Source organism: Ensifer sp. ENS07 (genome assembly GCF_014852185.1).
In the GTDB taxonomy this organism is placed as follows: Bacteria; Pseudomonadota; Alphaproteobacteria; order Rhizobiales; family Rhizobiaceae; genus Ensifer; species Ensifer adhaerens.
In genome coordinates this window covers 235,105-257,743 of sequence record NZ_JACVBE010000003.1, presented here as the reverse complement: position 1 = coordinate 257,743, position 22,639 = coordinate 235,105, and the positions used below count along the sequence as shown (strand labels likewise).

16 protein-coding genes and 3 pseudogenes are annotated in these 22,639 nt (G+C 57.8%); 12 read left to right on the top strand and 7 right to left on the bottom strand.

Features of this window, described 5'->3' with window-relative positions:
• Positions 1–32 precede the first annotated feature (32 nt).
• From IB277_RS13870 to IB277_RS13845, 6 genes are all read left to right on the top strand, one after another.
• Positions 33–884 (top strand): carbohydrate ABC transporter permease, encoded by an 852-nt coding sequence (locus IB277_RS13870; RefSeq protein WP_192371111.1) that lies wholly within the window; start codon positions 33–35, stop codon positions 882–884.
• Entirely contained in the window at positions 881–1,711 is an 831-nt protein-coding gene (locus IB277_RS13865) for a carbohydrate ABC transporter permease (protein WP_192371110.1), read from the top strand. The genes IB277_RS13870 and IB277_RS13865 overlap by 4 nt, the downstream gene beginning before the upstream one ends.
• A gap of 11 nt (positions 1,712–1,722) precedes the next feature.
• Positions 1,723–2,781, top strand: coding sequence for an ABC transporter ATP-binding protein (locus IB277_RS13860; protein WP_192371109.1), 1,059 nt, complete (start codon positions 1,723–1,725; stop codon positions 2,779–2,781).
• Between the two features lie 26 nt (positions 2,782–2,807).
• Positions 2,808–4,082, top strand: a complete 1,275-nt coding sequence (locus IB277_RS13855; RefSeq protein WP_192371108.1) for a neutral trehalase — start codon at positions 2,808–2,810, stop codon at positions 4,080–4,082.
• Positions 4,082–5,353 carry a glycerate kinase gene (locus tag IB277_RS13850; protein WP_192371107.1) on the top strand — a complete coding sequence of 424 codons (1,272 nt, stop codon included), beginning with the start codon at positions 4,082–4,084 and terminating at the stop codon, positions 5,351–5,353. The genes IB277_RS13855 and IB277_RS13850 overlap by 1 nt, the downstream gene beginning before the upstream one ends.
• Before the next feature lie 188 nt (positions 5,354–5,541).
• Positions 5,542–6,774: an AGE family epimerase/isomerase gene (locus tag IB277_RS13845; protein ID WP_192371106.1), complete on the top strand. Its 1,233-nt coding sequence runs from the start codon at positions 5,542–5,544 to the stop codon at positions 6,772–6,774.
• Between the two features lie 331 nt (positions 6,775–7,105).
• Here IB277_RS13845 and IB277_RS13840 read toward each other — a convergent pair whose 3' ends face one another.
• From IB277_RS13840 to IB277_RS13830, 4 genes and pseudogenes are all read right to left on the bottom strand, one after another.
• A complete protein-coding gene (locus tag IB277_RS13840) occupies positions 7,106–7,780 on the bottom strand; it encodes a response regulator transcription factor (protein WP_192371105.1) in 675 nt (224 codons plus the stop codon).
• Positions 7,770–8,114 (bottom strand): annotated as a pseudogene (locus IB277_RS38020) (response regulator); the annotation flags it as partial. The pseudogene IB277_RS38020 and the gene IB277_RS13840, both read right to left, overlap by 11 nt.
• Positions 8,115–8,159: 45 nt before the next feature.
• Positions 8,160–8,792, bottom strand: a pseudogene (locus tag IB277_RS38015) (response regulator transcription factor); the annotation flags it as partial.
• On the bottom strand, positions 8,789–11,812 hold the full coding sequence (locus IB277_RS13830) for a PAS domain-containing protein (protein WP_192371103.1): 3,024 nt from the start codon (positions 11,810–11,812) through the stop codon (positions 8,789–8,791). The pseudogene IB277_RS38015 and the gene IB277_RS13830, both read right to left, overlap by 4 nt.
• A gap of 413 nt (positions 11,813–12,225) precedes the next feature.
• On the opposite strand from IB277_RS13830, the gene IB277_RS13825 reads away from it, so the two are divergent.
• The 6 genes and pseudogenes from IB277_RS13825 to IB277_RS13800 all read left to right on the top strand — a co-directional run bounded on the left by IB277_RS13825 (position 12,226) and on the right by IB277_RS13800 (position 18,785).
• A complete protein-coding gene (locus IB277_RS13825; protein ID WP_192371102.1) occupies positions 12,226–12,882 on the top strand; it encodes an isochorismatase family protein in 657 nt (218 codons plus the stop codon).
• Positions 12,883–13,009: 127 nt separating this feature from the next.
• Complete coding sequence (locus IB277_RS13820; RefSeq protein WP_192371101.1) at positions 13,010–13,564, top strand: DoxX family protein; 555 nt, start codon at positions 13,010–13,012, stop codon at positions 13,562–13,564.
• A gap of 413 nt (positions 13,565–13,977) precedes the next feature.
• Positions 13,978–14,508 carry a helix-turn-helix domain-containing protein gene (locus tag IB277_RS13815; protein WP_192371100.1) on the top strand — a complete coding sequence of 177 codons (531 nt, stop codon included), beginning with the start codon at positions 13,978–13,980 and terminating at the stop codon, positions 14,506–14,508.
• Positions 14,509–14,748: 240 nt separating this feature from the next.
• Positions 14,749–15,399: a hypothetical protein gene (locus IB277_RS13810; protein WP_192371099.1), complete on the top strand. Its 651-nt coding sequence runs from the start codon at positions 14,749–14,751 to the stop codon at positions 15,397–15,399.
• Between the two features lie 188 nt (positions 15,400–15,587).
• Positions 15,588–17,031, top strand: a pseudogene (locus IB277_RS13805) (catalase).
• A gap of 845 nt (positions 17,032–17,876) precedes the next feature.
• Complete coding sequence (locus IB277_RS13800; protein WP_192371098.1) at positions 17,877–18,785, top strand: MBL fold metallo-hydrolase; 909 nt, start codon at positions 17,877–17,879, stop codon at positions 18,783–18,785.
• A 509-nt stretch (positions 18,786–19,294) separates the two neighbouring features.
• Here IB277_RS13800 and IB277_RS13795 read toward each other — a convergent pair.
• The 3 genes from IB277_RS13795 to IB277_RS13785 form a co-directional block, all read right to left on the bottom strand.
• A complete protein-coding gene (locus IB277_RS13795) occupies positions 19,295–20,323 on the bottom strand; it encodes a glutathione S-transferase family protein (protein ID WP_192371097.1) in 1,029 nt (342 codons plus the stop codon).
• 96 nt (positions 20,324–20,419) lie between these two features.
• Positions 20,420–21,259, bottom strand: a complete 840-nt coding sequence (locus IB277_RS13790) for a tryptophan 2,3-dioxygenase family protein (RefSeq protein ID WP_192371096.1) — start codon at positions 21,257–21,259, stop codon at positions 20,420–20,422.
• A 414-nt stretch (positions 21,260–21,673) separates the two neighbouring features.
• Positions 21,674–22,597: a LysR substrate-binding domain-containing protein gene (locus IB277_RS13785; protein WP_309140348.1), complete on the bottom strand. Its 924-nt coding sequence runs from the start codon at positions 22,595–22,597 to the stop codon at positions 21,674–21,676.
• Positions 22,598–22,639 lie beyond the last annotated feature (42 nt).

Here is a 22,639-nt window from a genome sequence, read left to right as displayed (position 1 = left end):
GCAATCATCAAGATAGTTGAGAGCCCTTTTCCATGTCGAACAATCGCCCGTGGGTACCCTACCTATTGGTGGCGCCGTCCGTCATCTTCCTGGCCGCGCTTTTCCTCGTGCCGCTTGCCCAGACGTTGTGGCTTGCAATGTCCGCAGATGGTGTTCCGTCACTGTCCAACTTCAGTACCATGGCTGGAGACCTCAACTTCTCCGCCTCGCTCCGCAACACATTCCTTCTTTCCCTCGCGGTGGTTCCCGTGCAGGTAGCCTTGGCGCTCGCGATGGGTTCGATGGTCGGCAAAGTCAATTCAGGCCGGGAGACAATTCTTTGGATTTGGACGATTCCCCTTGGCATCTCGGACTTGGCCGCAGGGCTTGTATGGCTTTCGATCCTGCAAAACAGCGGCTACCTGAACAGCGTCCTGTTCTCGCTTGGGGCAATCAACAAGCAGGCGAATTGGCTTTCCTACCAGACCCCGCTCACGCTCTTCTTCGCCATCGCCGTAGCGGAAATCTGGCGAGGCACCGCGATCGTAATGATGATAATCGTGGCCGGTCTCAACCAAGTACCAAAAGAGTTTCGTGAAGCCGCGGAAATCTTTGGCGCCGGGCGGTGGACCCGCTTCTTCCGCATTACGCTGCCGCTCATTAAGCCAGCGCTGCAGTCCGCATTGATACTGCGCACCGTGCTGGCCTTTGAAGTTTTCGCCGTGGTCTACTCCCTTGGTGGAAACAACCTCCGCGTCCTCGTCGGCGAGGCGTACACGTGGCAGAACCAAAACCAGAACTATGGCGTCGCGGCTGCCTTCGCTGTTTTGATCATGGTGATCTCGCTGACCGCTACCCTCGCCTACCTCAAAATCATCAAAGTCGATCCGGAGCGGTTGCCATGAGTACTGCCCAGCCTGCCAATTTCGCCTCGGCCCGCAAAATCCTGCTGTGGAGCGGCATCTCGGTCCTGTGCGCATGGGTGATCGTCCCGATTTATCTGGTCGCCCTTGGCGCCTTCGGTGGCCGGAGCGGTGTCTATAGATGGCCCAAGTCACTCCTGCCGACTGACGTTTCCGTCGAACCCTTCATCCTCTTTCTTAAGACGGAAGGGGTCGCAGCAGCTTTTTTGAATTCACTCGGCGCGGCTCTGATTACGGTGATTTTATCGCTGTGCCTCGGCGCACCAGCCGGGTACGCGCTCGCGCGCTATACCTTCTACGGCAAGGACACCTACCGTCTGCTTGTCTTGCTTACGCGCGCCTTTCCGCTGGCGATCCTTGCTTTGCCGCTCACCGTTTCGTTCATTCGGGTGGGTCTCTACGATACCGTTCTCGGTGTGGGCCTCGTCCACACGGTTCTGGCGTTGCCTTTCGCGGCGCTGGTAACGCAGGGAGTATTCCTGGGCGTGCCGCGCGAACTCGAGGAGGCCGCTTGGGTATTCGGTTGCTCCCGGGTCGAGGCCTTCTTCCGGATTGTGGCACCGCTCGCACTGCCTGGAGTTGTCGCAACCGCCGTCTTCGCGTTCGTGATCTCCTGGAACGAGGTTTTCGCCGCCTCAGTACTAACGGTCAACAACCGCACGCTGACGGCGTACTTGCTCACCGTTCTTTCGGAGAGCCCCCTGCACTACCGCTTCGCCGGGGGGCTTATGCTCATCCTCCCATCCGTCGTCTTCATATTCGCGGTCCGGCGCTACCTGTTCGCGATATGGGGCATTTCGAGCAAATAACGGAGATTTCAATGGCGACCATCGTCATCGACCGCATCAAGAAAAGCTTCGGCGCCGTCGACGCCCTCAAAGAGGTGTCACTCACCATACGAGATGGTGAGTTCGTATCGCTCCTCGGGCCCTCCGGCTGTGGCAAAACGACACTTTTGCGCATCATCGCCGGGCTTGAGACAGCCACTTCGGGTGACGTCCGCATCGGAGGAAAGTCCGTAATTGGGCTTCCGCCAAAGGACCGCGGCCTGGCGATGGTTTTCCAAAACTACGCAGTGTTTCCTCACATGACCGTTTACGAGAACGTAGCCTTCGGCCTGAGAATGCAGAAAGCCGACGCGAGCCGGGTAAAGAAACAGGTCGAGAAAGCCGCGGCGCTTCTGCATATCGAGCCATACCTCGACCGTTACCCGAACAAGCTCTCAGGCGGCCAGCGTCAACGCGTCGCCGTCGCCCGTGCGCTCGCGGTTGAGCCGCAGGTTCTTCTCATGGACGAACCACTGTCGAACCTCGATGCTCTTCTGCGGCTCGAGATGCGCACAGAACTCAAAGCTGTGCTGCAAGCTTCGGGCACGACGACTGTCTACGTTACCCACGATCAGACTGAAGCGATGGGTCTCTCCGACCGGATCGCCTTGATGTACAACGGCCGCATCGAACAGGCAGGCTCACCGGTGGAAATCTACAGCCGACCGGCTACACGCTTCGTCGGTGGTTTCATGGGTAACCCGCCAATGAACTTCATCGAACTACCGGTGCGAGACGGTTCGGTGGCGCTTGGCGCACTGAAACAGGCGGTCCCTCATGTGACCGGCGGCAAAATTGTGCTCGGCATTCGCGGAGAAGACGTCACGCTCACCTCGACCGATGGAGGTCTATGTATCGATGTTCGGGTCGCCGAGCCTATGGGTTCGCATCTGCTCTTGACTGGCACCGCCGAAGGCCAATCGGTCCGTTTCATTCTCCCGTCCAATGAGACGGTGAAATCCGGCGACCGGATCTGGCTCAAACCCGACCTCGAAAGACTGAATTGGCTCTCTGCGGAGACCGGACGGGCGCTGCCCCGCCGAGCCGCCTGAACTCAAGATTATCGACAGGACCGACTATGACCGACCTCATTAACAAAGCGCGGCGCATCTTGCAGGCAAACGATCGCGGCGGCTACACCGTTCCGACGGACCGGCTCTATCCTTTTCAGTGGAATTGGGACTCAGCATTTGTTTCGATGGGTTTTGCCCACTACGACCTATCCAGGGCCTATCACGAATTAGAGCGGCTCGCCGAAGGACAATGGGCGGACGGGATGATCCCTCACATCATCTTTCATGAGCCAAGCGACACCTATTTTCCCGGGCCAGATGTATGGCGGACAAACCATACGATCCCCACATCGGGCATCACTCAGCCACCGATCTTCGGGATGGCGTTGAAGCGGCTCCACGACGTCGCGACGTCCGAGGAAGTGAACTACGCATCGGACCGGACACTGCCGCTTTACGAAGCGGCGCTCCGCTGGCACCGCTGGTGGTATGCTGCGCGCGACCCCGACAACACTGGGCTGGTTGCTCTGCTGCATCCATGGGAAAGCGGAAGCGACAACTCTCCCGCGTGGGACGTAGCATTAGCCAGAGTCCCGACCACGACGGATACTGCGGTGGTCCGCAAGGACCTCGGACACGTCGACGCTGGCATGCGTCCGCGCGAAGAAGACTACAGGCGGTTTATCCATCTGGTGGACGCTTACGCCGCATGCGCCTGGGACCCGGAAAAACAGTGGGAAGCCGCTCCATTCAAGATCGCGGATGTGCAAACGACCGCAATTCTTCTCCGGTCCGGTGAGGCGATAGAAGCACTGGCAAGGCTATTCGGAAGAGAGCGCGAGGCTGACGAAGTCGGTTCGATGAACGCACGTTCTCGCGCGGCTCTCCTGGCGCAATGGCGACCGGATTTGCGGCGCTTTGTCTCTCGCGACCTTGTTTCGGGTGAGGATGTCCAAGCTCCAACGCAAGCCGGCTTTATGCCACTATTGGCGCTGGATCTCGAAAGGGGTGTGTTGGATGCGTCCTGCAACGAGATGCAGCGCTGGTCTGAGGGCCTTGCGGTCGCCTTTCCATCCGCCCCCACCGACTTTCCCGGCTTTGAAGCCAAGCGCTATTGGCGAGGTCCGGTCTGGGCTGTAATCAACTGGCTATTGATAGACGGACTTGAGCGGAATGGTCGACGCGAAATGGCGGAAGGGCTTCGCAAGTCGACGATCAATGCTATCGAGAGCAACGGCTTTGCCGAGTATTTTGACCCCTTGACCGGCGAAGGTTGCGGCGGAAGCGAATTTTCCTGGACTGCCGCCGCCTACATGGAACTTCTTAGCAGGGGCGCGTAATGTCGGCATTCGATGTTCAACCGCGGCGCTTTCTGACTTCCTTGTTCGAGGCAGCGGTAACCGCGGCCGAACCGAGTGCCGCGATCCGCGCTCATTTGCCGGAAAGGCCAAGCGGACGGACAATCGTGGTCGGTGCAGGAAAGGGTGCAGCGCAGCTTGCGCAAGCGCTCGAACGGGCCTGGGACGGTCCGCTCGAAGGGATAGTTGTCACCCGCTATGGATTCGGCGTTTCTTGCGAGCGGATCGAGGTGCTGGAAGCGGGACATCCAGTGCCTGACCGCCCGGGGCTTTTGGCGTCTAACAGATTGCTGAGCGCTGTCGGGAAGCTGAGCCCCGATGATTTGGTGATCGCCTTGTTCACAGGCGGGGGGTCTGCCCTACTGCCTGCTCCGCCTGCAGGCCTCGAACTTGCCGATGAGATCGCCTTAAACGAGGTTTTGCTCGCCTCCGGAGCGCCGATTTCAGCGATGAACACCATCCGAAAACAGCTCTCTCGGATAAAGGGCGGGCGCCTCGCCCGTGCAGCTTGGCCCGCGCGGGTCGCGACATTGGTTGTTTCTGATGTGCCGGGAGATAATCCCGCCTTGGTGGCATCCGGCCCGACGATCCCGGACACGGCCGGGCGGATTGAAGCGCTCGATGCGGTCCGGCAATATCAAATCGCTCTGCCAGAATCTATCATCCAGCATTTCCGCAGCAGTTCGGAAAGAGCGCCGCATCCCTCCGACCCTCGATTTTCCCGGAACACGCACCGCGTGATTGCTTCCGCGTCCGTCTCCCTCAAGGCGGCCGCTCAGGCTGCCCATGCTGCGGGTGTCGAAGCTGTGATTTTGTCTGATAACATGGAAGGAGAAGCACGCGAGGTGGGCAGCTTGCATGCCGCGATCGCGAGGGCCATAGCCGAGACGAAGCGCCCACTCCCGAGGCCCGTGGTCGTTCTGTCCGGCGGGGAAACGACCGTGACGCTGAAAGGAAACGGTAAGGGTGGTCGCAACAGCGAGTTCTTGCTTGCACTCGCGCGCGATATCGACGGTTTCCCTAATGTATTCGCGCTGGCAGCCGACACTGATGGCGTTGACGGTAGCGAAACCAATGCTGGCGCATTTGCGGGTGGCGATACTATATCACGATTGAACGCCGCCGGGTTGGACGCCACAAAGCTCCTTGACGACAACGATTCATGGACGGCTTTCAATGCGACGGGAGATCTGTTCGAACCCGGTCCCACCGGAACCAACATCAACGACTTCCGAGCGATCCTTTTGTGGTGAGCGTCATGCTTCGGGTGAAATTCCGGTGACACCGCTAGTCAGCCGGCGGAGCGATCCCATCGAACACAGGTCAGACGAAGACTGTAAATAATTTGTGAGCCGGGAATTCGCGCGAGCATCCCACGGAGTTCAGCCTAAGCTTCGTATCGCTGAGGGCGCCGCTCCGTTCAGCTGAAAGGAATTGAACAATGAAACAACAATCTGTCACACCTTGGCGGTTGAGTTCGGGTCACCGTGCATGGCTGCAGCAGCAGGCAGAAGAGCTTTTTGCTTTCTTCCAGGCCCATGCAATCAATGCGAAGGGCGGGTTCTACGAGCTTGACTTGGATGGGCATCCACTCCGGGCGAACACCACGCGGGGCCTTCATTCCACAGCCCGCATGGTACACTGCTTCTCGATCGGTAGCCTTCTTGGAAGGGAGCAAGCCGACGAGCTGGTGGACCACGGTATGCGCTATCTATGGGAGCGACACCGCGACGGCAACCACGGAGGCTATTATTGGGCTCTCGACGATGAAGGCGTACGCGACGCGAGCAAACAAGGTTATGGACACGCCTTTGTCCTTCTAGCGGCTTCCAGCGCCAAGGTCGCAGGTCATCCCGATGCCGACCGCCTGATAGCTGACGTCTCGGAAGTGATCGAGGCCCGTTTTTGGGAGGAAAAGTGGGGCGCGATCGCGGAGGAGTTCGAGACGGACTGGACGCCAAAGCCCGGCTATCATGGCCAGAACTCCAACATGCACATGACGGAAGCGCTTATGGCGGCTTACGAGGCCACGCGTGATAACTCTTACCTACACAAAGCGGAGAGGATCGCGGATCTGATCGTCCGTCGCCGGGCCGGCGAGCACGAGTTTCGGGTAGCAGAACATTTCGACCACCGATGGGGCGTCGACAAAAGCTACAGCGGACATGAGATGTTTCGTCCCTCGGGGATCACACCGGGACACTGGGCAGAATGGTCACGTTTGCTTCTCCAGCTGTATGTGCTTGGCGGCCGAACCCACGGATGGATGCCAGAGGCAGCTCGACGACTTTTCTCGCAGACGGTCGATCTAGGTTGGGACGAAGTGAACGGTGCACTTTACTATACCCTCGACTGGGATAACAAACCCACCAGGCGCAACAAACTGTGGTGGCCAATGTGCGAAGCGGCGGGCGCCGCGGCGTTTCTCTGCTCTCATTTAGGCAGCGACTATCATGAGGCCTGGTACCGTCGAATCTGGGACGTAATCGACGTGAATTTCATCGATCGCCAGCGCGGAGGCTGGCACGAGGAGTTAACTGAGGACCTACGGCCAAGTCAGACTCTATTTGCGGGCAAGGGCGACATTTATCACGCGCTCCAAGCCTGTTTGATCCCTCTCCACCCGGCTAACGGAAGTCTTACGCAGGTCATTGCTAGCGGAGAGAAATCCTGACCCGGCCGCGCCAAGATAACGAGAGTTAAACCTGTGGGTTTCCGCCGGTGACCAGACGGGGTCGCAATGCCCACGGTAGGCCCGGGTTCCATGCCTCTCCAGCGCCGTGCCCGGCTCTGTGGATCCAGCAAAGCAGAGGCGGCGGCAGTAGAACATAACGTCGCCGGAAACGTCTTTAAAAAAGAAGAATGCCTTGCACGTGCCAGCCGTGAGCACCTTCCCCCCCCCCGCATTTAAGCAGGACGCGAACGGCCTCCCCATAATTGCGGACCGATCGCTTCCCCAGGATTACAGATGCTGTCGCCGCGAGGGGGGCTGGCGCAAGCCACGTTCATTTGGATTCCTGGCGAGCGGCGGTTGGAAGTCTGTCGCAAATTCTCACGAGTTCACTGACGGATCCGACCTCCATTTTCTTCATCACATTGCCGCGGTGAAGCTTTACGGTGACCTCCCGAATGCCGAGCTCAAACGCTATCTGTTTGTTGAGCTTCCCATCGGTCACACCTTGGAGAACTTCACGTTCCCGAGGGGTGAGCGTCTCATGCCTCTGAACAATTCCTTTGATTACGGCCGCATCTTCCCGCCTCATTGCATCCAGGGAGAGAGCCTTTGTAACGGCATCTAAGAGCGTCTGATCTCGCACAGGCTTCGTCAGAAAGTCGACAGCCCCAGCTTTCATCGCCTGAACGCTCATCGGGATGTCGCCGTGTCCCGTCAAGAAAATAATGGGCTTAGTGTTTCCAGTCTGCGCGAGATACTGCTGCAGATCCAGGCCACTGGAGCCCGGCATTCGAACGTCTAAAATCAAACAACCGGGACTGTGCAAAGTCTCGGAATCGAGCAATTGCTTGGTTGATTCGAAAGTAGCGCATCGAAGACCAGCAAGTTCAATTAACTCGGCGAGCGCGTCTCGCACGGAAGCTTCATCGTCGACGATGACGACGATCGGGTCCGGGCTTCGGGTGTTCGTCGAAGGTGGGGTCTGCGTTGGCTGCTCATTCTTCATAGCGAACCTCCACTACTCCGACGTTGAGCGCCCGGTCGATCGCGGCCAACAACGCCTTGGCGTCAAAAGGTTTGCGGAAACAGTTAGGTATACCTTGCGCACTGTATTCATGGCGGCCGCTCATGAGAAATACCGGAAGCTCTGGACGCAGCTTGTACACGACGTCGCGGAGAGTGACGCCATCCATCTGCGGCATGCTGATGTCCGTTATCAAAAGGTCCAGCGCGAATACGCCATTTGCAAGAAGACGCTCTGCTGATGGAAATGTACGTACCGCGTATCCTTCTGACTCGAGGAGGTCCTGCAGCGATTCAAGCAACCGTTGATCATTGTCAACAACAGCCACAACCCCCTTTTGGAGAGGTCCACTGGCGTGCAGTCCCGGTCTGCGGGAGTGAGCATAAGGAATCTCGAGACGCTCTGCGGTTTGTATCAGGTTGGCGATTGATGACGCTTCCATTTTTTGCATTACTTTTCGCATGTGGTTAGCGAACGTGACCTCGCTATTTCCCAGCAGCTGGGCCCCCTGCTTGCTCGAAAGGCCACTAATTAGGATGTCAAACACCTCGCGCTCACGCTGCGTGAGCCGCAGATAGCGTCGCTTCAACGCCTCCACCTCCGGACATCCCACCCGCTTTTTTCGGTGTTCTGAGATGCCAGCGCGTATAGCGTTCATCAAGTCGCGGTCATTGAAAGGCTTCGTAAGGAAATGGACCGCACCGTACGGCGTTGCCCGCGATGACAAACTGACATTTGCACGGCCGGACAGAAAGACGATGGGGGGATGAAGTCCATCCATCGTTTCACACTGTAGCCCCAGCGCTTTTGCGTCCGACAATTCAATGTCGAGTACCATGCAAGCCGGGGCGTCAGGCTTGTCGGAATTGATATACTCTCGCAGAGACGCAAACGCCATCGCCCGCATACCGTGAGCGGCAAGGAGCTCGCAAAGCGCTTCTCGAATTCGCGTATCGTCGTCGACGACGTAGACTATCGGCTGCTCGCTTATCATCCCGCCGATTCCGTTTTGAGAGGAAGAGTGAAGACGAATGTCGCGCCTGTAGGCTCGTTATTCTGCGCCCATAGTCGTCCACCGTGGGCATCGATAATGGAACGGCAGATAGCAAGGCCCATTCCCATCCCGTTTGTCTTCGTCGTGAAAAAAGATTCGAAGATCCTGTCTGGGTATTTTACTCCAGTCCCTCGGTCACTGATTTCAGTCCGAACGGTATCGCTCACCCGGCTAGCCCTCACTGCGACGACACGCTCACCGGCGACTGTTTCCATAGCATCCATACCGTTTCGGATGAGGTTGACGAGGACCTGCTGTATGTGAATCGGGTCAACTTCGACGTTTGGAAGCTCGCGATCGATGTGGACGTCGATACGAACCCGGCGGCGAAGCGCCTCTTCTGCGATGAGATTCCGCGCTTCGGCGATGAGAGCCGAAAAATCGGTGTCGGTTCTCACCTCGACGGGCTGCTTGAAAAGGGCGCGGATTCGGCTGACGACTTCAGCCGCTGAGTTTGCGTCGCGAATAATCCGTTCCGCAGTGATCTTCGCTCGTTCAAGGTTCGGCGGGACGACGGACAGCCATCTGTGACAGGCGTTCGAGTTTGCGACTATCGCAGCAAGAGGTTGGTTTACCTCGTGAGCGATCGACGCGGAGAGCTCTGCTAAGCTTGCTGCCTGGGTTGCACGGGCCAGTTTTTCTTGCGATAGCCGCAGTTCCTCTTGCATCCGTACCTCTCCGTCGATGTCGAGGCATATCATGTTCCATTGAACGATCTGACCGTCCGAATTTCGCATTGCGGTGGCACGGGTTTCGACCCATCGGTATTCACCGTCAGCGCGACGGAGACGGTGCTTGCGCGCGAAGGGCTCGCCCGTTTTCAGAGAGTTAGCATATCTCTCTCTAACATCCACGAGATCATCGGGATGAACCCCGGCTTCGAGCGTCGCATCGAGACGAGACTTGCCAGCCCCACCCAACTCTTCCGGGTTGTAACCCAAAAACTCGCGAAGCTGTTCGCTTCGGTATACTGGTTCACCGTCCGGGGCGGCGCAGTCGATCATCGCCGGCAGCGTCTCGACGAGTTGCCGGAGAGAACGTTCACGTTCGCGTAGCGCTTCCTCTACTCGTAGCTGGTCGTCGATGTCGTGGGTCAGGCCATACCACTGCAGTATCTGACCGTCATCATCGCGCAGCGGCTCTGCGGTGCCTTCGACCCAGCGATAAGCGCCATCGGCACGGCGCAGTCGGAACCTCTTGGAGAAACGCTCACCGCTTGCGACTGAGTAGCGGAGCGCCGCCGCGAGACTGGAAGCGTCTTCGGGGTGAACCGCCGCATTTAGACTCTCAGTCAGCCGAGCCGTATCCAGTTCGCCCGCACCAGGTTCATCCAAACCGAGGAAGCTGACCAGACGTTTGTTGAAGAACGTCGGTACGCCGTGTTGGTCGAGGCGCCAAAGCAAACTAGGTACCATGTCAACGAGTTGCGACAGCTCGCGCTCCCTTTCACGAAGAGCTTCCTGGGTCCGCATCTCGTCGTCAATGTCGATGGAGATCACGTACCAATGCGCGATGTCCCCGTCTTCTCCGATCAGCGGTTCTCCACGGCCATCAACCCAGCGGAAATCACCGTCCGCGCGACGGATACGGTACTTCATGAAGTATGGTGACCCCGTCACCATCGCATGACGAACAGTGTCGAGGAGATGTCCGGCATCCGCGGGATGGATGAGTTTCTGCATTGCCGCCTCCAATCGGCTGACTCCGGCCTCATCGAGCTGGCGGATATCGCTCATCCCAAAGAAGTCGAGGAGACGCTTATTAAAGAAGGTCGGCTGTCCGTCGGGCGTCAGGCGCCTGATCTGGACTGGCACCATATCGATAAGCTGTGAGAGCTCGCGCTCTCGCCCGCGCAATGCCTCCACGGTCTTTTTGTACACGTCGATATCGAGCGCGATACCAAACCATCCGGTAATTTGGTGATTGCTGTCGCGCGCCGCCCGCGCAGCAGTTCTGGCCCAGACATAAGCTCCGCTCGCGCGACGGAACCGGAACTCGACGTTGAAATCGTCCCCGCTATTCAAGCAAAGTTGCCAGGTCGCGGCGACACGTTCGTAGTCGTCAGGATGGAGTAACCGTTTCCAGGCGCAGTATCCTTCGTCCACGGAAGTGTTGAGCATCTCGGGCGTTACGCCAAGGGAACTTTGGGCGAAGGAATGCAAATATATCCATCTCCCGCTCGCGTCGAACGCCCAACCGTTGCCAAATATGCTCTCAACCGCTTTCAACCCAAGAACCAGTTCGGCTCCGTAGCTGCGAAGGAGATCGTCGGCTGACCTTGCGTGCGGCTTATTGTCAATCACCAGATCGTCAATCGGGACGCTAACGCTATAGCCAGGTTCCGAGCGGGTCTCTGCCCATCTGTAGCTACCATCGCCCTGCAACTGCCGATGTCGTGTGACTTGGGGAACTCCGGTCCAGAATGCGCGGGCGGCAGCGTGGGTGGCGGCCGAAAGATCGTCTGGATGTATGCTGCGTAGCGCATTCGACGGCTCGTTCCTGCCAACCTCCTCGGTGCTGACAACGGAGTCTCCCGAATAAAGCGTTGCGGCCGTCGTGTCGCAGTCGATCACCGCACCATACCAACCCAGGGTACGCCCCCTGTTGTCCTGGATAGGTTCCGCCGAACTCCGACTCCATCCATAGGCTCCGCTTGCCCTCAACATGCGGTATTCACCTTCGAAATGCCGCCCGTGCTCGACGCACTGGCACCACTCGGCGATGAACCGATCATAATCGTCCGGATGGATGATCTGCTTCCATCCTAGCGGTCCGCTCTTGGCCTCCGGATCAAATCCCTCAAGAGCACTTGCGAGTCGCGACAGCAATGCACCTTTTACGCATAGGAAGTCGCCGTTGGCATTGGTGGCCCAAGCGTTCCCGACAATGCGCTCAATGATACGCACCGCATGCAACAGTTCGGGCTCTATTTTTCCCGGTAATTTGAACGCCTTCGTCATTGCCTTCTCCTGCGGGATGAGGAAAGCCTTGTCAGCGCTCTAGCCCTGTCATCGGTTTTGGACGCCTAAGCGTTTCCAACTGCTTGCCCGCCACATCCGACGGCTATCTATGCCAACGAGAGGCGAACTCTAACCTATACCTCGGGATAGTGTTCGCATCCAGGAAGCGGATGCCTGGTATTAACCCGCTGCCAAGAAGACGGTTGTTGATAGCACCTTGCATGCGCTCAGACTGCCCCACCTAAAGTATACGTGAACTTCTGTTTAGATGCCGGCCCTTCGCCGAGAGGACATAATGTCCACGTGAGCGTCGGTTCGCGAACGAGATTCCCCTTGAGGACGGCCCGACGCAATCTAACGGCGATCAAGTTGCTCGCCTATGCGTGAAACTAGGAAAAAGACGGACTTAAAATATGGAACACATTCTTTCCACCGGCGGCGGTACGGCTCTTTTGAATAAATCCGACGCGGCGTTGCTGCTGCTTGATCATCAAACCGGTCTCTTTCAGACCGTGAAGGACATTTCCGTCGATGAACTTCGCGCTAAGGTAGTTGCCCTGGCAAGGATCGCTACCCTCTTGGATATACCGATTATTACAACCGCATCTGTTCCCGATGGCCCCAATGGCCCCCTGATGTCGGAACTAGCAGAAGCCGCGCCGAGCGCGATCTACGTGCCTCGTCAGGGCGAGGTGAATGCCTGGGACAATGAGCAGTTCGTGGAGACCGTCAGGCAAACCGGTAAGAAGACGCTCATCATGGCTGGCGTCTGGACAAGCGTATGCGTGATGTTTCCCGCACTCGATGCGCATGCTGCCGGCTTCAAAGTCTACGCCGTCATGGACGCCTCTGGCGATCCCAGCGAAATGGTCTCGCGAACAACCCTCGCGCGGTTTGCCCAAGCAGGTGTGGTGCCGACAAGCACGAATGCGGTGGTTTCAGAGCTTCACCGCACGTGGAAGCGACCCGACGCTGTGAAAATCGCTGAGATATACGGTCTCGTAGCACCAAACTACAAAGCAGTTATGGAGAGCTTTCAACGAGCTCAGGACGCCGCTCGGCAGGATTAGGGGCGCGTGAAAACCTGCGTCCCCTAGAGCTTCGGGGAATAACCCGAAACCAAACTCAAAGACCTGTGGCAGACCAATTCATGCCGCGGGTCCTCAATCGTACAACGATACGACGACGGAGACAGTTATGGACAAGGTCAGCACGAAATTCTCCAACGAATTGATCTTAGTTGCCCGCATTGTGTTCGTATTTCTGTTTTTGATTTCAGGCGGCAGCAAGGCCTTCAGTTTCTCCGCAACAGTGGCTTACATGACGCAAGTCGGCGTGCCGGTGCCCACTGTCGCAGCGATCGTGGCGATTTGCATCGAATACTTGTCAGTAGGGTTGATCCTCGGTGTCGCTACGCGACCGGTGGCCCTTACACTAGCCCTCTTCAGCTTGATGGCCGCGCTCATCGGCCACCCATATTGGCGGTTTGAGGGGACAGAGGCTGCAACTAACTTCATCCATTTTTACAAAGACGTTGGTCTCATCGGAGGTCTGTTGCTTCTCTGCGCTACGGGGCCAGGCAAATATTCCTTAGACGCAATGTTCGGCCTGACCGAAGCTTCCGCCCTTTCCAAAGCAAGGCGCTGTCCCGCAATTGATGCGTTGGACGCCCTGACGTATGCGGCCCGATTTGAACAGAGGCGTGTTGGGCACACTAGCCAGCTTCGTCGCCTAACATCCAACGACAACTAAATCCCTTTTGGGTTCGCTGCCGAGGAATGACGTTCTGCCTCACGCAACGAGGACAGACCGGCTGACACGCAACCGAAACGCCATTTAGGCTCCTACACCTATGTATATCTCGTCCTCAGGCGTCGCGGTCGCTATCGGTAAGATCTGGGCTCGCAACACTGTTCCAAACAACCGGGCCCAAGCTCGCTTCGGCGGTTCCCCTCGCCGAGGTCTGGATCAAGGTCGATTGAGGCCGCCCGCCAGGGCGGCCTCAACAAGGGGGATCCAAAGCTCTTTGGAGCGTTGGGATGGCCGCTCCCCAGCGACTGGCGACCCTCCCGCGGCATCTCTGTCCAGTCCTACACCTCCCCCCCCCGCTATTCCCCGATGGAAGCCTTGGGCCTCCTCACACTGAAAGAAAGGGGAGCCAACTGTTGTCTTCCTACGAAGCAAACACTCCAGCCCAAGTCCATCAGTTCCCCGATATCTTGGCGCTGGGCATCGTACAGCTGCTCGACGAGGCGGATAAGCATATCGGCGACCCCGACGCAGTCCGCAGCTGCCTTGATCGTGCGCGCGCAATGCTTCGCGCCCCTGACGTAAGCCACCGAAAATTGGCGGATAGCCGGATGGCCCGTTGGCAAGTCAAACGGGTGGTTGACCATGTAAGAGAGAATATTGACACGACTATTCGCTGCGAAGATCTCGCCAACCTGTGTCGTCTAAGCGTCAGTCACTTTTCGAAGGTCTTCCGCCAAACTTTCGACACCTCCCCCCATGCTTACGTACTGGAGATGCGGATCGAGCACGCCAAACGCCTGCTGATGGAAACGGACGAGCCTCTCGCACTGATTGCCCTCGCTTGCGGTCTATCCGACCAGTCCCATTTTTCGCGCAGCTTCCGCCACCAAACTGGTGAAACACCGCGCGCTTGGCGCCGCAAATGCTCTCGCTTCGGCTGTTAACTTCGGCTGGTAGCCATGTTGAGCGACTGTGGCCACATAGAGCCAAACCGAACTGGTTGCATCCTACCGTAGGAAGATAAGCGCCCTAATCGGCCCGTGGCCGTGAGCGGGAATCTCCGAGCCAAACGTGCGTATAGCTAATATACGCAGCTGGAAAAGCTATCATATCCCGACGAGCATCCTGCGAAACATACGGCCAACGGTGCTCGCTCGCCACACAACCTTGATCGGGCAAGTCCCATGACGATAACTCCCTACACCCACTATGTCAGAAATCTCAAGACGACCATTGACCAGGTTCGAGACAAACCTGCACTGTTCGAGCGCGCAACCATAAAGGTTGCGATCTGCCGTAACGGATATGCGTACCGGAGCACGGATCGACTTCAGCAGCGTTCCTTGGTAAGTGAATACCGCATTGGCCCGGTTCACAGCGAGGCGCTCAACCCCGATGACGGCACTGTCGGCCGGGAGGAGATAGAGAACTTCTTCCGGTTGCCGGAGATCTACGCATACTCCGACCTCGTCCTCACATTCGACCGCAGTCCACTCATGAACGCGCATTGGGACGCGACCATCGGCCTTGTGGATGCGGACATAATATCGATCGGCGGCGCTCCCGTGCGACAGAGAATGCTTTTCATCGGCTTTACCGATCCAGTCCACGCTGAATTCGCACTCCAAGTCGATCAGGCCTTGCTTGTCCATGACCACCGAACTGGTTCCCAGTTCTTCGAATGGACGGACAACAATGGTCAATCATCGACCGTGGCAGCTGCAGATGCGAATCTGAATACGGCGACTGCAAAGTCCGAACGCCGCTGGTCCCCATTGTGGAGCAAATGGTGGAGAGCTGGTTTCGGGGCCAGACAGCAGCGGGGCAGCCTATAGGATGGTGGCACAGGAGCCGCTTTCGCCCCCCTCACCCGATGATGGGGGCAAACCAACGAATAGGTATCCACTCGTTGCGAAAGCGCACAATCATCCGGGTGCCCGCCTCGTTTTGTTCTTAGCTTCATGCGCCGGCGACCGGGCGCGAAACACTGATCCTAAAATCGATTGTCATGGATTGAATGCTCATGGATGAGAAGAGAAAGCTTACCACGGCTACCGGAGCTCCGGTGCCGGACAATTTCAACATCGAGACGGCGGGGCCTCGCGGACCTGCACTGTTGCAGGATATCTGGTTGATTGAAAAGCTGGCGCATTTCGATCGCGAAGTTATCCCGGAGCGGCGGATGCATGCTAAGGGGGCGGGGGCCTATGGCACCTTTACGACCACCCACGATATTACCCGCTTCACCAAGGCAAGTCTTTTTTCTGAAGTCGGAAAGAAGACCCCAATGTTCGTCCGCTTCTCCAGCGTCGCTGGCGAGCGCGGAGCCGCAGACGCAGAGCGCGACCATCCGTGGATTTGCACTGAAGTTCTATACCGAGCAGGGAAACTGGGACCTCGTCGGCAACAATACCCCGGTCTTCTTCTTTCGCGATCCGCTGCGGTTCCCCGATCTCAACCATGCTGTCAAGCGAGACCCTCGGACGGGCCTGCGAAGTGCGGAGAGCAATTGGGACTTTTGGACTTTGCTACCGGAGGCGCTGCACCAGGTCACGATTGTGATGAGTGAACGCGGTATCCCAGCTACTTTCCGCCATATGCATGGCTTCGGCAGTCACACCTACAGCATGATCAACGCCGACAATGAACGCCATTGGGTCAAGTTCACGTTCAAGACGCAGCAGGGGATCAGAAACCTTACGGACTCGGATGCCTCGTCCCTGATTGGCCGCGATCGTGAGAGCCACCACCGCGATCTGTACGAAAGTATCGAGCGCGAAGACTACCCGCGATGGACAATGTTGATCCAAGTGATGACAGAGGAGCAGGCACTCTCCCACAGGGTCAATCCTTTCGATTTGACCAAGGTCTGGCCCCATGGCGAGTTTCCCCTGATCGAGGTCGGCGTGATGGAGCTTAACCGCAATCCGGACAACGTGTTTGCGGAAGTTGAGCAATCATCCTTCGCGCCCTCGACAATCGTCCCAGGCATCGGTTTCTCACCGGATCGCATGCTTCAAGCTCGCCTATTCTCTTATGGCGACGCCGCGCGTTATCGATTGGGGGTCAACCATCATCAGATCCCGGTCAACACTCCGCGCTGCCCAGTCCATAGCTTCCATCGCGACGGTGCGATGCGGATCGACGGCAACCACGGAGGCACTCTTTCGTACGTTCCAAACGGTAAAGGCGAATGGGACGAACAGCCTGATTTCCATGAGCCACCCTTGCGGCTCGATGGTGCCGGCGCGCATTGGGATCATCGTGTCGACGACGATCACTATGAGCAGCCCGGCAACCTGTTCCGCATGATGTCTACTGAACAGCAACAGACCCTGTTCGACAATACGGCACGTGCAATGGCGGGCGTTTCCCTTCACATCAAAGAGCGTCACGTCGCACACTGCACGAAGGCGGATCCGGCATATGGGGCGGGCGTCGCGTCCGCTCTGGGTCTGCAGTGCTGATCGACCTCGAGTATCGGGAGCGCGAGGCGGAGATCAGTGCGTCAATCTGTTGGCGGCCACCGCTGCTTGACCGCTCCAGTTAGTTAGCTCCATACCGCTCGAAAAAGGGCACGGGCGCCGTCGGCGCCCGTCTTCTAATCGAAGAGGCAAGCTTGTTGTGAGGGTTTACACTTGAGCTGAACGAGAATGCGCCGTAGCGGATCATTTATGTGCTGCCCGGATTTACCATCCAACCGAAAGTGCCGTATCTGAGAACGAGTATACACATTGCGACCGACATCGTCGCATGCAGCGCATTGCGGGGCGTCCAGGACTTGAGGGATGACGCGCAGCGCCCCTGCGGAGTAAATGCAGACACGAAGGACGGTACACTGGTTTGACGCCGGTGCCGCTCGAGGCACAGGACGTGCTCGGAAAACAAGCGATCGAAGGGGCTTTGCACCGAGAAGAGTGGAAAGGCTCGGCTTCCCAGAGTTTGATCCGCCGGTCTGGCTGAAGCACTCGAAATTTTGAATCGATCTCCGTGAAGACTAAATTCAGATGTAAACGAGGTCCGCGGTAGCGCGACGTTCACGCTGTACGCAAAGGCCCGCGTCGCTTTCGATCTTGGAAGTGCCCGCTGACCAGTTTCTGCGACACTCTTGCCATCAGTCGGACCACGCCCAATCGGCTCCACATGCCCCAAGAACCTTGGCTAGACATCCTTTTGTTTGGGTCGACTACCTGCGCACCTCAATCTATCGTCCGGGCATTCTCGTATGCGACGCCTATCGCGCACGCAATCAAGGTGCACGGGCTCGTAGATAGCATCAATCCCCCCTATAGCTGGTAAACAGGACACAAAGATGAGCTTGGAAAACACAAAACAGGATAAACCCGAAGAGATGGTTCCGTCGCGCTATGCTGTCCGGATCGGCGAGATCGACGTGATCGTCATCAGCGATGGGGTATTACCGCTTCCCACCAAAATGTTGGGGCACAATGCAGCCCCCTCCGATCGGACCGCCTGGCTGAACGATATGTTTCTGCCGCAAGAAGCCTTCGACTGGTCACTGAATGTGGTCTTGGTTCGCAGCGGCGAGCAGACCATCCTCATCGACGCCGGGCTGGGATTGGACCCGGACCTGAACTTGCCGAGAGCCGGGCAGTTGGTCAGGCGGCTCGAGGCGGCCGGCATCGATCTTTCCTCCGTGACGGATGTTGTGCTTACCCATATGCACATGGATCACATCGGTGGGCTGCTCGTCGAAGGGGTGAAGGAACGGCTGCGCCCCGATCTTCGAATCCACGTGGCGGCCTCCGAAGTTAAATTCTGGGAATCACCCGATTTCTCCCAGGTCGCCATGCCAGCGGGGTTCCCTGACGCGCTTCGGGCGACCGCCAAGAGGTTCGCAAAAGAGTACCGCGATTACCTTCATCTATTCGATGATGAACATGAAGTCGCCCCGGGGGTCGTGGTACAGCGCACCGGCGGCCATACGCCCGGCCACAGCGTCGTTCGCGTAGCATCGAACGGCGACCGTCTGACGTTTGCGGGTGACGCCGTATTTGCGGTCGGCTTCGACCACCCCGACTGGTATAACGGCTTTGAACATGACCCGGAGGAGGCTGCCCGCGTTCGCGTTCGCCTTTTGACCGAGTTGGCGGCAACGGGCGAACAACTTGTGGCCACCCATCTACCATTTCCGTCTGTAGGCCGGGTGGCGGTTGACGGCGACGCTTTCCGTTGGGTGCCGGTCTTCTGGGATTACTAGGCTTGATGGCTTAGGGCGCCCTACGGCAATTCTGCGGAAAGTCGGCCCACGGCTTTCCGCCCACTGAATTTCCTGCCTCGAACACCACGGCAAGGACGAAATCTCCAATGTCTTCGGACCCAAGGCGGCGGAACAACCGCAATGCGGCGGGGAATCGCTGATTAGGTGAACGATCTTAGAACAAGTCGCTTTCACACTCTCCACGAAGCATTTGGTGAGCACGAAATAGTAGAGCAGGCGGCTTAAAGCAGCCTGCTCACATTTCCGAGCGGACGAAGTTGCAGGGATGTTCGCTCAGAAATTCTGCTAACCGTCCGCGGCGGGTGCCGCTTCGAGGGGTGTTCGTTGGCCGCCGCGCAGGCCGCAGCCGGTTGCGTGCAACCGGGTCGGCTGCGCGCTATCGTCGAGGTATCGAGCCGCACTGCTTCCATGCTGGGCACGAAGAGCGTATCGCGATTGCGGGTCAGGTCGCCTTGGTCAGCGATCGCGACGATCAAGAGATCGAGACTTCAGGCGGCCAGATATTCTGACCGTGGCATAGACGATATGGTCGAAGCGAGCACTTCGGACTGAATCGACGGCAGATCGAGGAGGCGCTCGAGATATGCATCAACCGTCGGCAGATCGCTCCAAAGTTTCGCAAGTCCCAAATACTTCAAACGGACCAGGCTAACCGCCCAGAACAGGTCCGCGAGCGTCAATTCAGGTGCGCAAAGCCAATCGTAGTGGTTTTGACGTAGATCAGCGTCTAAGCGGAGCAGGATGTTGCGGGTGGTGTCCCGAAGCATCAACTGAAAGCGACGATCGCGGCGGAGATGACTCCCGCCGGCTTCCTTCGCGATCTTCGCCCGATAAGCAGCCGCGAGCTCCCAGTCTTCTTCATTTGCGATGATCAACGAGTTCAATGCCTCGATCTTTTCTTCGTAGACAGATGACATTGCCTGTTTGATAGGTTCGGGCCGTCTGTCATCTTCGGGATGGAAGCCGTAGAGGAGACCAGGATGCGGGGTTAGGTCGACTGCGTTGAGCTGCTTCTGCATATTTTGTAGCTGGGCGGGATCGACCGGAGTAAGCCGATCCGATCCTGGTAGAACGGAGTCTATGTGGAAGCATATGCGCAAAGAGTCGACGATAACTTCTCCCGTATCCAGGTCGACAAGCGTGGGGACCGCGCACGGGTCCAATCCTGCGGCGGTGACCGAGGAAATGCCGGAATAGGCTTTGACCAACGGGACCTTCATGGCTTCCCTCCCCTGCAGCCTCAGGCGTACATAATCAGGGGAGTAGTTCTCCGCGGGAACTAAAACGCCATCGGGCAACCTGTGACCGAGGATGAGCATTTCGTTCGACTTGTAAGCTGTCCCTCGTTGGGTCAGAGTCGCCCGCACCTTCTGTGAGCAGAACGACATCGCAGCATGAAACAGGACGAACCTGCCTTTGTGGTCACAGTCCGGATTCCGAATGATTCCGACCCGTGATTTCTCCACGATGCCTCTCTGAGCCAGTTCGATCATTACTTCCAATTTGCGTCTGTCCATTCTCACGCTCTCCGAGTTCCAACCGGACAGGCTAAGAGGCTGAGTCCTGCCGGTCATAGCGATATCGACCAGTCTCCGTCGGCGGCCTCAGCCCAGTCAGACAACCATCCCGCGCGCCGTCCAAACTTCCGGGAACGGGATCTCTTCCATGGTCGGAAGCAGCCACTGGATCGCGTCGACGCCATGGTAGGCCGGACGCGAACCGAAGCTGCGCCGAGTAGCCATCAGATGCAGATATTTCCAGTTGGTGAACTCGACCGCGATGTCCGCCAGCAACTCGGCAAGTGTCCGCCAAGCGTCCGCCGGATCGTCCTTGCGATAGATGTCAGCCCATATTTCCTCAATGTCTTTGCTGGGAACGTAAGCCGCTGCGTAGTTCGGTGTCAGATATTGGGAAGGGACCGGTTTGCCGTCACGGGCCAATGCTGCGAGAATGTCGTCGTAGAGGCTAGGCGAATTAAGACGCTCGGTGAGTTGCTTGTGGCGATGCGGCTGGGGCTCGAAGTGTTCGAGCGAGGGCCTGTCCTTCACCCCCAACAGGAAGACCATTTCGCGGAACGTCCAACCCTGGAGAGCCGTATCCTTCCCATGTTTCGCGCTGAGGCCCTTGAGAATCGGCATCAACTCGGCGGGGGTCAACCAGGAAAGCGAGCGCCAGTTGGCATTGAAGGCCTCCATGTGGCTAACGATGCGGCGAAGTACGCGATTGGTCGCCGGAACGTTGTCTCTGCGCAGTTCGGCCTGGGCCGTGAGAAGCTCACGGGTGATCAACGCCCAATAGATCTCGCTGATCTGGACGTTCGCCAGAAACGCCGGCTCAGCCGGACTATCGCTTACGAGATCTTGGAGCGTGTGGAGTACCTCCGTCTGAACGTATCTGCTGTAAGGAGTGTGGCCATCGCCGACCGCCTGGTGGTTCATAACGTTCTCATTCATCGTTCCATCCTCGTTATTGGCGCCGGTCTTTTGATCCGGTCGGCAGGGAGCGTAAGAGCAATCCTGGTACTCGGACAGGCGGGTGTTCTTCGACTCTGCGTCCAAAAGGTTGGACGATGTATGCACTTCGGCTATTCGGACTTTCGTGTGGAATCGCGTCTCCGAGTGACACGTCTACATTGAACAAAAGTCCGAACTCCTGCGTGCGGCCAGCAGGGGACATCCGGAACAGCAGTCCCGGTCGGTGACGCCTGCCATGGCATGTGACCGGGCAAAGCTGGAGCACCGGGCTCTCTGGGCGAGCTTCATTGAAAGAGCTTTGGGCCGGCGCCGTTGCGCTCGAAACGCTTGCTTGGAAACGTGCTCGGGGACGGAAACCGAACACATGTCCCGGGTGAGTGACCGGCAGCCGGCCTATTCGGTTCTCGGAGTGAAGGCGGTCACCTTGGGGATCTCTGCGGCCAGAAAGTCTACGAGCGACCGTACTGCGGGGAGCAGCCCGTTTCGGTAAGGGATCAAGGCGCTCATGCGCGCGTCGGCAGCCATCCAGCCGGGCAATATCTGGCGCAGCCTGCCCGCCGCAATCTCTTCACGACACATGTATCCCGGAAGCGCTGCCACGCCCAGATTCGCACAAGCCGCCTCTTTCAGCGCGATCATGTTGTTGCTGAGAAATCTCGGATCGATCGGTACCTCGGCCTCCTGACCGCTCGGCCCCTTCAGTTTCCACGTCTCTGCACCGTGGCGATCCATCGCCAGTGTCGAGTGCTCGCTCAAGCAAGACGGATCAGTGATTTCGCCTGCGGTCCTAAGGTACCGCGGACTGGCGAAGAGGTACCACGGCACGCTCGCAATGCCGCGCTGAACCAGCGTTGAGTTCTGGAGTGACGCAACATGCCCGCGCAACGCCAAGTCAAAACCCTCCGCCACCATGTCGACAAGTCGGTCGGTGGCGATCTCGACAATTTTTACCTTCGGATATTTGTTCAGGAATATAGGAATAAGGTCCCGTAGCGCAAACTGCGCAATCTCTACGGCTGTCGTGATCCTGATCGTCCCACTGGGTTCGTTAAGCCGTTGCCGGACGAACTCCTCCGCCAAGTCTGCACTATGCAACATCTGCAGTGCATACTGATAAAATTCGGCACCTACGTCAGTCATGCCAAACTGTCTTGACGTCCGATTTATGAGACGTACGCCCAGCGAGCGTTCCAATTCGCGCACTCTGTGGCTCAGCGTCGATTTCGGAACTCTCAAGCTCTCGCCTGCCGACGTGAAACCACCCCGGTCGACGACCTGAACGAAGAAATAAACGTCTTTGAGTTCGAGCACCGACACCTACCATCCAGAGCCGAGAGAGCGGAAGCGCATGAAAGCCAT